Source organism: Rhodococcus sp. A14, from assembly GCF_011603105.1.
Taxonomy (GTDB): domain Bacteria; phylum Actinomycetota; class Actinomycetes; order Mycobacteriales; family Mycobacteriaceae; genus Rhodococcus_F; species Rhodococcus_F opacus.
In genome coordinates this window covers 17,434-29,441 of sequence record NZ_JAAOQS010000108.1, presented here as the reverse complement: position 1 = coordinate 29,441, position 12,008 = coordinate 17,434, and the positions used below count along the sequence as shown (strand labels likewise).

Sequence of the window (12,008 nt, the reverse complement as noted above, 5' to 3'; positions counted from 1 at the left end):
ACCCTGCTGGGGGCGCTGATCAGCGACTCCATCAACGAGAACGACCCCTGGCCGGCCGTTTCCGACTGGCTCCGCACCCACACCGGCACCGAGTTAGCCGAACGCGCGGAACTGCTCGGTGTCGCCGCCGGCCCCGTGTCGCGGGCAGGCGCCCTACCGCCGGTCCCGGTGCCGCAGTATCCCCGGCCTGTCGATGGGCTCCTCGTCGTCGACTTCAGCTCGCTCTGGGCAGGCCCGCTGTGCGCCAACCTACTCGGGCTCACGGGCGCACGCGTAGTGAAGGTGGAGACCCCCGACCGCCCCGACGGCGCCCGGCGCGGCAATCCGGACTTCTACCGGCTGCTGCACGGCGGTCACGAATCGGTGGTCCTCGACCCCACGACCACCGGAGGACGACGAACGCTGGCCGCCCTCGTCGACGCCGCCGACATCGTCATCGAAGCCTCCCGCCCCCGCGCCCTGACCCGATTCGGACTCGACGCCGACGCCGCCGTCGCCCGCGGGGCCACCTGGGTGTCGATCACCGCAGCGGGACGCTCCTCCGACCGCATCGGCTTCGGCGACGACCTCGCCGCCGCAGCCGGACTCATCGCCTACGACTCCGACGGCACACCCCTCTTCGTGGGCGACGCCCTCGCCGACCCCCTCACCGGGGTCACCGCCGCGGCCCTCGCAATGTCCGCACACGCCGACGGGTCCGGACACCTGTGGGATCTGTCGATGTCGGACCTCGTCTCCTCGACCCTCACCAGCGAGCCGGTACCGCACGTCTTCCGGCGCTGCGGCGGCTGGGAGGTCGAGACCGCGTCCGGTGTCGTTCCCGTCGCCGAGCCGCGGCCACGCATGCCGGCAGGACGCGTCGCCATATCCGGTGCGGACACCACCACCGTGCTGCAGTCGCTGGGGATCACAGGACCGTGACCGACCTCCTGATCCGCGACGCGGAGGTCGACGGCGTCCCCGGTGCCGACGTGGCGATCACCGGCGGCCGGATCACCGCAGTCGGGCCGAACCTAGTTGCGCCGACCGCCGACGTGATCGACGCCGAAGGCGGCGCCCTGATCCCGGGTCTGCACGATCATCACCTGCACCTGCACGCGATGGCCGCCGAAGCCGCCTCGGTGCGCTGCGGGCCACCGCACATCCGCGACGCCGCCACCCTCGCGACCGCACTCGGCAAAGCGGCCGGTGACGACAACGGCTGGGTCCGCGGCGTCGGCTACATCGAAACCGTCGCAGGCGACCTCGACGCCGACCGCCTCGACCGCCTGCACGCGGCGCGGCCGGTCCGGATACAGCACCGCAGCGGCGCCATGTGGGTGCTCAACAGCGCCGCCGTGACCGCCACGCACCTCGACAGCGCAACCCATCCCGGTGTCGAACGCGCACCGGACGGCCACCCGACCGGACGAGTGTGGCGCGCCGACACCTGGCTCCGCGACCGGCTCCCGCCATCCCGGCCGCCGCGCCTCGACAAGGTCGGCGCCGCGCTCACCCGCTTCGGCGTCACCGGAGTCACCGACGCCACCCCCGACCTCAGCCCGCAGTCACAGACCGCGATCGCCGCGGCGATGTCCAGCGGCGAATTGCCACAACGCGTGCATCTGCTAGGCGCGCAGCCCGACGAATCCCCCCTTCCCACCGCACGTCTGACCATCGGCCCGTACAAGATCGTGCTCGCCGACTCTGGCCTCCCCGACCTCGACGACCTGGCAAACCGGATCCGCGAGGTCCACAACCGAGGACGGGCAGTGGCCGTGCACTGCGTCACCCGCGAGGCGCTGCTGATCCTGCTCGCCGTGCTCGACGAAGTCGGGATCCTGCCAGGCGACCGCGTCGAGCACGGCGCGATCATCCCCCGCGAGACCATCGACGGCCTCCACCGGCGCGGACTCACAGTTGTCACCCAGCCCGGCTTCCTCGCCGACCGAGGCGACGACTACCTCCGCGACGTCGACGAGCGAGACCTACCCGACCTGTACCGGTGCCGGTCGCTGATCGACGCGAGCGTCGCGGTCGCGTTGTCGAGCGACGCCCCGTACGGCCCCCTCGACCCCTGGGCGGCGATCACCGCCGCGGTGACCCGCCGCGCACCGACAGGCGAGATCGTCGGAAGCACCGAACGCATCACCGCCGCACAGGCATTGACGCGATACCTCACTCCCGCGGATGACCCGGGCGGAACCCCACGCCACATCCACGTAGGTGCGGCCGCCGACATGGTCCTCCTATCCGCGCCCCTCGCCGACATACTCACTGCGCCCGCCGCCGACGCGGTACAGACCACCCTGATCGGTGGACACTTGGCCAATCCGGACTAAATTTAGTAACCCGAGGCGAGAGGTGGTCTTTCCTCACCCGTAGCCCGGCCGGGAGCACATTACGACGACGAAGGAATGGCGCGGTCGGATACCGACGGTTCGTCGAGGACTACCCCGACGAGGGGCAGGCTTCCACCAGTTACTGTACGCCCGACCCAAGGCAACCCAGATCGCCGTGGTGAAGGAGGTTGAGTTCGCAATCGGCCTGTCGACCGAACCACATGATGCACTGGTGTCGGACGCCGGAACGATCGACCCAGTCGCACCGGTGAACCCCTCCGCGAAGGTTCGCTCCGGTTGCTCAACCACCCTCGACTCCGGTACGCAGGCACTCGTGGTCGCCGCGCTCGCCTGGCTCACGCCGTCCACCTGAGGTGAGGTAACGGGCCGCGTCGCCGAGCGTTGCAAAGGTGCGGTGTTTTTCGGACACCGACCGGGTCCCATTGCGACAGCCGTTCCCGCATCAACTTGTGAAAATGATCTTCTTGTAGTCGAATCCGGGACTGACTTGCATAACCAAGTCGGGAGGATCGGTGACTGCGTACGCGACCCGGAACGCCGACTCTCGACCAGGCAGTGTCGGAGTATTCGGGGAACCACCGACACCGTTAGCGGAGTCGAAGATCTTGCTCGCCTCGCGGTTCCCGCTCTGCAACGTCGTTGCGAACACCATCGTCTCGTAGTTCTCGGGTGACCCGTTGACGATGGTGATATCGAAGACCACAGCTTGGAGGCTGGCGTCCGCACCAGCCGCCGACGGACTCGGCGTGTACGGCTGTGGCGCACCGACCGTGACCGCAAGGCCGTTCTCGAAGGTGTACGCCTGACCGAACGTCGGGTTCGCCGGCGCTGGGGTGGCCGCGGTCGAGTCAGCAGGCCGATTGACTCCTGACCCCGGATCCGAGGTCACCTCGCCGCCGTTTCCTCCGCCACAGGCTGCCAGTGCGCTCATACCGGCGCACAGGGCGACAACAGCGAGCGCGTTCTTGATGGATTTCACTTATTCTCCCAGCTCAAGGTCAATAGGTCACCCGATATATCGGGTCAGCCGACCAAGCGTTCACGACCGTCCGCCGCCCACTTCTTAACGACACGCCGAGTCCACACGCGCGGGTTCAGCAACTACTTGGACCGCGGACTGCACCCTGTACGTCGGCGTGTCGCGTGTGCCTGTGGACGCTACCGGCGGCACTGCAGCAGAGTGCACGACTTGTCAGCGCGGGGCTAGAGAGCAATTGCTCTGACAGGCAGTGACGTTGGCTGCATGGGGGTGCATAACGTGTTTTCTTCGGTCCCCCTCGGTCATGCCACCCCAAACGCCGTAGGGCTCACCCACCGTCAGAGCGTGATCGCGGCACTGCGCGAGCACGGGGCAGAGCTGACAAACCTGTCGGGCCTGCGCTTCGCGCCGGTCGCGAGCGTGGCCACGTTCACCCTCGGGTGAGAAGAACACCGACACGTCGGCGCCGCAGCACACCGCACGCTCCCGCCACTCACCGGAATCGGAGGTGGCCGTCACCTCTCGCGTGTGACCTTCCAGGGGGAACAATTGCCGGCCCTTCCTCATCGAGAACCGCTGACGTCAGGGGAGCCGGATGCCAGATCGACCGTGGGACGGGGATGTTGCGGTTCACAGCGAGCGGGAACCACGGACGGCCGGGACAAGAGGTCTTTAGCTGCGGTGGCGACACTGATGTGGTTGCGGCGGGCAACATCGATCAGGGCATCGAAGGCGGCGTCATGGCTGCAGGAACACTGCTCGGCCACGCTGGCCGCCGCGGTGGCCAGCAATTGTGCGCCAGCAGGTCCCGGCACAGGGCGTCGCCTGGATATTGCTGACGCGTCGGTCGGCACGATAGCCCTTTCGTTCATTGGCGGTGCACATGATGGTGGCAGCAGGTGGGCGGGTGTTCCGCACTCGTATCGCCGAGGTCACCGGTCGTCACTCCAGTCTCGTCGAAGCGATGGCCAGAGAACACGGGCATTTACCTAGTCGTACCTAGGCACCCCAGTCTCGACCGATGCACCCCGGAGCTGCCGACGGGCTGGCTGTCGAGTTCCAACGTCCGGACTGCGCAATGTCGTCAGACGTCTCGGAAGCGGCGTTCGAAGACGCTCAGGGAAATTCTGCGGGCGGCATCGACCCTTCCCACGGTTGGAGATCCCGCAGATTTCGGAAGACCCTGGAATACTTCCCTTTTTCGTCTCCTGTGACGAACGAATGGGCTGTGCGGTGTGCGCGTGACGGCGGATCGCCGCCCGACGCAACGCGTTGCGGGCGAGACCCGGCGAGAGCGTCACTGCGCACCTTCGAGGTCGAGCCGCCAACGGTGGGCGGTCGCGTATCTCACACCCCAGCAAGTTGAACATTCAACTTTAGGTGTGTAAATATCGCATGACACGGAGGTGGCGAGATGGAGAGGTTCAACAGCGCCTGGCCTCCTCGGCCTTGCGGTACGTGTCGGGGTCGACACGGTTACCGCGCAATACCGGATGTGAGAGCCGCGACCGTCCGCGGAGGTGAGCCTCGCAGGTGTGGACCCATCCAGTTACTCCCACCCGGGATGTAGAACCCGGGTGGGGTGCAGAACCGCCGGCCGGCGGGCATTGTGGCGGCCCGGCCGGCGGCCTGCCGACAAATGTATGTTGCGCCCGAGTCCGACAACAACACCATGAAGTTAGGTCGACTTGGGCTGAGTCGGATTCTCGGGTGGGCCGGTGTGCGTGGCAGTGCGGTGATCGCGGTTCTTGCGGGCGAGTCTGCTACGTCCGCCCCCTTGGTGCTGCGCCCATGAAGATGGCGCCCTCGGTGTCCAGCGCAGGTGAATCCGGGGGTTGGTTTCAGTGGGGTGGGGAAATGACTGGTCCGAAGAAGGGCTGATCAGCCGTCCACGCGGACCACCGCACCCTCGCCGCGGCCGCGGCACCGCCCGGCGGAACGGCGCAACGCGGCCTGGACGGCGGCGGTACCACCGATTCCTCCCGCGAGGACAAGTAACAGGAGGGCGACATTGAGGTTCATGGGACAGGTCCTCCTCGGGTAGGCCAGGTGTGGCGGCCAGGCGCGGATCGCGATGCGGTAGTGCTCAGTTCACCCGCAACCGACGGGAACGGCAACGAGGGCGCAGGGCCTCTGTGTTGTCGTCAGCGAACATCGCGGCGAGCCGGGCCTTGATCTCCACGGTGCTGAGCCACCCGGCACCGGCGGTCGTCGACGTTGCCCTACGATCGGCTCGCCACACCCATGATAGACGACTCCCGTCTTACTCCGGACGAAATCGGCTGACTCCGAATACAATCGGTCAGATCACGATGGAGGCGGCGGCGACCGCAACGAGAGTCGAGATCTGGGTTCCGCGGCGATGGATACCGGGCCGATGATCGCGCAGGCGGGCGTGCAGTCACCCCACAAGAAGACCGCCCAACCGTCGCCGTCCGTTACACCCTCACCGACGAACAACGTGCCCATCGACGAACCACGCGAACGGCGTCGGACCGGCGAAACTGTAAGTCGCGCAGCGCGCCATCGACCGATCCGCCCAGCGCCCACGCTACGATCTCCGGAGCACCTTGCCATCCTTTAGGACCTAAAGTGAATCCTGCTATCGTTCCGACTTTTTCGCTGATGCACCCCTGCCGGCCGTCACCACCACCAAGCCAGGCCATTCCGATCGCAGACCGACGGCACAGTCGACCGATTTGGGTCGAACCTTCGCCGCGGAATGCGCGTACGCGGACACCCACCTCGGGGGACGCGACCGGACTGGGTGACCCCGTCGGCGTCTGCGTGGTGTGCCCCAAAGGCGGTGCAGACCCTAACGGTTCCGAGCTCAACCCGTGCTCAGGTACTCATCGTCGAGTGACAAGTGACCGGTCGAGCCGTTCTCTCACTTCACTTCACTGCCGCCGTCGTCGTCGCGGATGCCTACGCCAGCGGAGCCGTCAGACGCTGGCGCAACTTCGCTTGGTGAGCGTCGACCTTGGACCTCAACGGTTTGCCGGCCTTGGCCACCCGACGTCCGGCAACGGTCAGCATCGGTCGCGGAATCCCGATCCCCATTACCGGCACCCCTGTCAGGTAGTTCTCCTTGAAGAGAAACATCGAGGCGTCGGACACTTCGTCGTGGGTGAGCGCCGAGGCCACCCACCCGACTTCCGCTCCGATGGCATCCGCATCCAGAATCGGGCTGCGATAACCCTCCGTTGTCTTCGCAAGAAGCCAACGCAGAACAGCGTCACGAACCGCCCACTGACGATCGGTAGCTGCACTCACATTTCAGTCCTCCAGATAGATGCCACTAACGCTGCCCTGCACCATAGCCATCCGCAGGAAATAAGCAAGCTCCGTCAAATTTACTGCGCCCCTTGTACCTCGGAAGCTCTGACTGCCACTGCAGGACGATCGGATGCACGCTCCTGAGGCGTAGACCATCTCCGATCGGAGGTACAACCCGGGTGACGTTGGTCCAACCGACCCCGTCGTCACGACCCTCCTGTACCTGATCCACCTCGTATCGGCCGCTGAACTGGACTTATTTCTTTTGTTGGGTATGGTCGAGGTCAGTTCGCGGTTGCCGATTCGGAAAGGACCGACAATGGCTGACAAGTCCGCCGTCAAGAGTTCGAAACAATCTGCACGTGCCCTCAAGGAGCGCCGGGCGGAGAAGCGAGAGAAGGCCCTCGAGTCGACTCAACTCATCCGAAAGCGGAAGAGCTGACGCACTACTGGCGTCAACGCCGCACCCCACCAACCTCGTCGTGCCTGAAGATTGATGATATTACCCCGGGAATACGGCCAAAAGCCTGACCCTCGCCCACAGCAGAAGTAGCAGCTCCGGGAGAGACCGGCTCGGCGTGGCGATATCACCGCTGCACTCGCTTCCGATTTTCTACAGGAACGAACAACACTCACACGACCCTGACAAGTTCAATGGAAGCACGCCGCAGAAGTTTCGGTTCGCCCTGCGTGTGACCACCTGATCGGGGGGCCAACTTCCGGCCTCAGGCATGTCGTCCCGGCCCCTCCCGGCCGGGACGACATGTATCCCCAAGAAGTCAGAGTGAGCGAGACAAGGGCAACTCACACAGCATCCGGTGAGATCACTGGCTCCTGTGCCGACCCGTAGGGTCGACACAGGAGTGCCGGACCCGTCGAGAAACTATGAAACAGAAATGAATCGTCCTGGACTCGTCACCCGTCGACCGGACCCGACCTCACTGTCGTCGAGGAAACGCCGGGCAACGTTGCGAGTAATCCTGCTGCCGTTGGATATCGTCGAAAGCGCCGACCCGGTCCCGGTTCCCGCGGTCGACGAGGTCGAACCGTTCCTGCCTGCCCGCATCAGCGCCCCCACCGCCACCGGAGACGATGGCCCCCACGCGCAGTTGCTGGCGTTCCGACACATCGTCGATCGCAGCGGTCCCCCGGTCACCTTCGGCCTCGCACTCGATAACCAGCGCGCGCCTGACGGCCCGCAACGCCGCTACGTCGGCCCACCGGCCACCTGCCTGTCACTGTGGGAGGTTCCCGGCAACGGACTGGTACTGGCCTGCGAGGAACTCACCCCCGACCGCGCCGGCAGCCTGATCGACCGACACAATGACCCCCTCCGCGACGGCGGTAGCCGAGAATTCTGGGCCGCCATCGAAGCGTTTCTCCGCCCCTTCGCACTGACGCCCGAGGCGAGCCCGACCGACATTTTCCCGCGACTGGACACCCGACTGCCCAGATCTGAGGTCCACCGGCCGCTGCGCAGCCTGACAATGCACAGCCCCCATCGGACTGGTTCGGGAGCACTCGAGGGCCTGGTCATCGAGGTCCACACCGACGGGGTCGATGCGGTTCGGCGACTGGTCGATGAACCCGGCACCACACCCTGCGCTGGGGGTGCGTCCCGCTCCTACCGTGGACTATTCCGCTGGCACCGGGCCCCGCTCACCGACTGGCCGTCGCGTCTTGGGTCGGGGATCGCGATTCGCGAGGACGCCCGAGCCCTCGCCGTCGACCTCGGCGCCACCGCTACCAGTCCCGACTATCTCGATCGGGGCACCCGTGACATGCTCTACGGCCTCATCGGCTGGGTTGCCCTGCGCGCACAGCACTCCGCGGACCACCGCCGCGTACTGTCGCTCCTGCGCCACCGCCGCCACCTGAGCAAACGCGGCGCTCTCGCGGGCCACGGCGACATCGCGGCGGCCCGCACACGGATGATCGAGACACGGCTTCTGCAAGCACATCTCACCGGTGCACACCGACATCCGCCACGGATCGCATCGACACACCTGCGATCAACGCTGGTCCACCACACCGCCGACGAGATCGCCTTCCTGCACACCGAACTCGGTAAGCTGTGTGACAGTGCCGAAAGCAGTCTGCTGTCCCACGCTGCCGCCTCCGCCCGAGACCTGCGATCCACGCTCGTAGCGGTCGCCGCCGGGGCGCTGTTCGCGACGTCGCTCCACACCGCCGGCGCGGCATCACCGGAGGATTTGCAGCGCTGGGGGCTCACCGTGGCGGCTGTCACCGCGATCGGCGCTGTCACACTACTCGCGGCTGTCGCACGTCGTCGCCCCTCCAGGACACTCACGATCCAGACAACACCGGTTGCGATACCGCGTGCCTCGCCCGACGTGAAGCCTGTCAAGGACCTCGAACGTCGACGGCGCGAGTCCATCTTCCCATTCGAGACGCACGTGTGGCGCACCGCTCCCAAGCGCCGCGACACGACGCCCACACTGCGAGAGTGCCGAAAGGCCAACAACCTTTCCGGCTTCGAACCTTCCAACCCGCCGTTGGTGGTGGCAAGTCCGTCGTCCCGTCCAGAACCAAAATAGACCCGACCCTCAGAAACAGCGGCACCCACACGTGAGGATCAGAATGTTCCAGCGGACGGGCGCAACTGTTCCTATTCTCTTATTGTCAAAGGATTATCCGAGCGATGCTCGTGACCTCGCACCCGCCCTGGTGGCGGTGTTGTCGGTGGCCGTCGCGCTCTCCGCTGCGGTGGGCATGGAGCGACAACTTTGGCGGAAGTCCGCCGGGATGCGCACCCATCCCCTGGTCGGCCTCGGAGCCGCACTGTTCATGATCGTCAGCAGGTACGGACGACCCGAGAACGACATGTGGCGTGAGTCACATTTCAGCGATCGGAGCAGGCGGCGGATCTACCCTATCCTCGCACCGGAAACACGAAGGAACAGGTCGACAAACCAATACCGCACCAGCCACACCTACACTGGCTGGCAGGGATTGGTGCACACCGGTCTGCCGAGATCCGTAGATCCGGTCGAAAATTTCACACGCCGTCAAACGCCCGAGGTGACATCAGCGACGCCCACAACCCAGGCACACCAACGCGGAACCGCACCGCCCAACGGGAGCGCACCCCTTCCCGGACGCACACCGGGACGAGTGCGGTCATGATGTACGCGGCGGGTACCTGCTGCACGTCCCGGCGAGGCCCGGCCGGAGCGGACTACACTCCGACCGGGCCGCTTCGGCCCACCTGGTTTCACCCGCATCTCGGGGCCTCGGACGCGTATGCCTCAGCGGCCGCGACAGTTTCAGCGTCCGCTGATACTCCAGCTGCGGTCTCGGCGTCGAGGGCTCGACCCGTCCCGCACCGACAGCCGCGAACCGCCCACCGCACATACCCGGCAACGTCGTCACCCCTCACCCGACACAGATCAGCACACCCACAACCGCCACAGCAACCAGCGAGGCGCCGCCACAGATCAGCCACGCCCGCGTTGCCAGCTGCCGCCACCGATCGCACCGCTCGTCCACGTCCGCGACCGATCCCCTCAGGTACGGATCGGACGGTCGGAACATTGAGAGGCGGCGAACCTTCGCGTCCGCTCGTGCCGCCACACCGAACGAGACGGGCACCACCACCAGCGCAGCCACCAGTAGACCCACCATCGCGCCCATGCCCGTCCCGAACATCGTCGCTTCCTTCCACATCAACAGGCGCCCGTCACGGGTACCGCGCGTTGATCACCCGCCACGCGGAGCCACGGGCACGACCACGCCTCTGTCAGCTCTATCGCCGAACTGCCACCGAGTGTTTCACCCGCCGGGCGTCGGCGGGGAACCATGAGTCGCCGCGGGCCTACACGCCGGGCATCGGGAATTTCCACACCGCCACCACAACCACTCCCATGATGAGCCCGGCGTACAGAACAGTGCCAACCACACCGACCCGCAACGTATTCAGCAGATTGGTGCCCAGGTTCTCGGCAATCCGTGCCATGACAACTCTTCTCTCACGTGCAGATATTTTCGATTGCCACGTCGATGACGCGCACCAGCTACCTTGGACCGACTTCGACACCTGCACATTGGCCGAACTACCTGCACCCATACCCGAAATTGGGCCTGGAGGTTTGGGTCTCGGCTTAGGGTTGCAACCGAACACCCCCAAGCGCCAGGCTTTTTCCACAAATTCAGCCGTGTTCTACGTCACACACCGCGTTTGAACTATGTCGCCCAAGCATTTCGTTACGCCAGCACAGATTGTTAGGGGGTTCGTCAGCGACACCGGTAGGTAAAGCAGCAGCTCGCCGCACATACTCGATTGCGCAGAACAGCTGCGCACTATCGGACATGCTGCAGCACAAAATAATCGGCGTCCCGACCGAGACGGGATTGTCACTCAATCACTCGATGCCGAAGCCCGTCGGCATTGCTGTGGCGAAGCAAAACACGCCGGTTCCGGCAGTACCACCCCCGTCGCAGGCTCGCGCCGATCGCGACTCAGCCGATTCGTGTACGCACCGCAGGAAGCGTCGAAATCGCACTTACTGGTCGGTAATTCAGGTTGCGGAGAAAGTGCAATGGCATGGATCACACTCCCTGGACTTCCAGGGTCCGGCTCACGAAGATCAATTGTGCGCTGCTCGTTCCTACGTGCAGATTGTCCGTGTAGCGCCCCTGCCAGCTGATATACATCGTTGGCGGGGGCTGCGCTTGGCCGCACCACAACACATCAACCGTGTCGCCGCCGCTGTTCGCACCTTTGACGCGGCGAGCCTCGGCTGACGTGTCACCCCTCGGAGCGAGTCGCCCGTCGCCTACCTCGTTCGTCTACTTCTGCGCACGTCCATCCTCGACGCCGCCCTTCGACCGCCCTGACACGACGCAGACCATCGGCGAACCCCACCTCGGCAGATCGCCTCCCGACTCCTACACGAATACTGTTGTCCACCAGTCCTAGTCGACACTTTCGGGCCGTTACGCCGCAGGGACGAACCGAAACCTGACCCCCACGGCCAGCATCTCCCCACGATGCTGCAGTGTGTGCAGTTCCATGGAAACGGGCGAGGAACGTGCGCGCATATCGCTGCCATAGTGTGTTCCCGGTGGGAATCGAACGAACGTCACTGGAATTGCCGGCCGGCGCGGCCCGTGACGACGCGGCGAAAGAGGCGGTCGCACAGTTGCGGGCCCAGGGCGTCCGCACCTGGTCCGATCTGTCCCTGCAGACGATCTTGACCACCGATTCGCCCGGGATCAGCCGGTACACCTTCACCTACTGGGTCGACGACAACGACCGTCACTGACCACCCGCGACCACCGCCCGGCGATCACCCACGTGACGATCCTGTGCTGCTGGCACCAACGAGGCAACCGCCCAGCACAACCGGTCTCGAAGGTACTTTTCGGCGCGGCCGCGTCGCCGGCCTCTA

13 protein-coding genes are annotated in these 12,008 nt (G+C 65.5%); 7 read left to right on the top strand and 6 right to left on the bottom strand.

Annotated features, from left to right (window positions below; translation table 11 throughout):
• From G9373_RS36665 to G9373_RS36655, 3 genes are all read left to right on the top strand, one after another.
• On the top strand, nt 1-921 hold a 921-nt coding region (locus tag G9373_RS36665; protein WP_167119858.1), incomplete at its 5' end, for a CoA transferase.
• Nucleotides 918-2,321 (top strand): amidohydrolase family protein, encoded by a 1,404-nt coding sequence (locus G9373_RS36660; RefSeq protein WP_167119855.1) that lies wholly within the window; start codon nt 918-920, stop codon nt 2,319-2,321. The genes G9373_RS36665 and G9373_RS36660, both read left to right, overlap by 4 nt.
• A gap of 175 nt (nt 2,322-2,496) precedes the next feature.
• A complete protein-coding gene (locus G9373_RS36655; RefSeq protein WP_167119852.1) occupies nt 2,497-2,694 on the top strand; it encodes a hypothetical protein in 198 nt (65 codons plus the stop codon).
• Between the two features lie 90 nt (nt 2,695-2,784).
• Here the strand turns inward: G9373_RS36655 and G9373_RS36650 are convergent, their stop codons facing one another.
• From G9373_RS36650 to G9373_RS36635, 4 genes are all read right to left on the bottom strand, one after another.
• The gene (locus G9373_RS36650; protein ID WP_167119849.1) at nt 2,785-3,321 is read right to left on the bottom strand and encodes a hypothetical protein; all 537 of its coding nucleotides are present in this window, start codon (nt 3,319-3,321) and stop codon (nt 2,785-2,787) included.
• A gap of 213 nt (nt 3,322-3,534) precedes the next feature.
• A complete protein-coding gene (locus G9373_RS36645; protein WP_167119846.1) occupies nt 3,535-3,888 on the bottom strand; it encodes a WhiB family transcriptional regulator in 354 nt (117 codons plus the stop codon).
• 1,314 nt (nt 3,889-5,202) lie between these two features.
• Nucleotides 5,203-5,343: a hypothetical protein gene (locus tag G9373_RS36640; RefSeq protein ID WP_167119843.1), complete on the bottom strand. Its 141-nt coding sequence runs from the start codon at nt 5,341-5,343 to the stop codon at nt 5,203-5,205.
• Nucleotides 5,344-6,246: 903 nt separating this feature from the next.
• Entirely contained in the window at nt 6,247-6,594 is a 348-nt protein-coding gene (locus G9373_RS36635) for a serine recombinase (RefSeq protein WP_167119840.1), read from the bottom strand.
• 322 nt (nt 6,595-6,916) lie between these two features.
• On the opposite strand from G9373_RS36635, the gene G9373_RS47905 reads away from it, so the two are divergent.
• The 3 genes from G9373_RS47905 (at nt 6,917) to G9373_RS47045 (ending at nt 9,744) form a co-directional block, all read left to right on the top strand.
• Complete coding sequence (locus G9373_RS47905) at nt 6,917-7,039, top strand: hypothetical protein (protein ID WP_009476095.1); 123 nt, start codon at nt 6,917-6,919, stop codon at nt 7,037-7,039.
• Nucleotides 7,040-7,493: 454 nt separating this feature from the next.
• The gene (locus G9373_RS36630) at nt 7,494-9,155 is read left to right on the top strand and encodes a hypothetical protein (RefSeq protein ID WP_167119836.1); all 1,662 of its coding nucleotides are present in this window, start codon (nt 7,494-7,496) and stop codon (nt 9,153-9,155) included.
• A gap of 43 nt (nt 9,156-9,198) precedes the next feature.
• Nucleotides 9,199-9,744: an MgtC/SapB family protein gene (locus G9373_RS47045; RefSeq protein ID WP_346842894.1), complete on the top strand. Its 546-nt coding sequence runs from the start codon at nt 9,199-9,201 to the stop codon at nt 9,742-9,744.
• A 249-nt stretch (nt 9,745-9,993) separates the two neighbouring features.
• Here G9373_RS47045 and G9373_RS36620 read toward each other — a convergent pair whose 3' ends face one another.
• A complete protein-coding gene (locus G9373_RS36620; protein ID WP_095870594.1) occupies nt 9,994-10,266 on the bottom strand; it encodes a hypothetical protein in 273 nt (90 codons plus the stop codon).
• Between the two features lie 166 nt (nt 10,267-10,432).
• Complete coding sequence (locus G9373_RS36615; RefSeq protein WP_009476098.1) at nt 10,433-10,573, bottom strand: hypothetical protein; 141 nt, start codon at nt 10,571-10,573, stop codon at nt 10,433-10,435.
• A 1,108-nt stretch (nt 10,574-11,681) separates the two neighbouring features.
• On the opposite strand from G9373_RS36615, the gene G9373_RS36610 reads away from it, so the two are divergent.
• On the top strand, nt 11,682-11,882 hold the full coding sequence (locus G9373_RS36610; protein WP_167119834.1) for a hypothetical protein: 201 nt from the start codon (nt 11,682-11,684) through the stop codon (nt 11,880-11,882).
• The last annotated feature ends 126 nt before the right edge of the window (nt 11,883-12,008 follow it).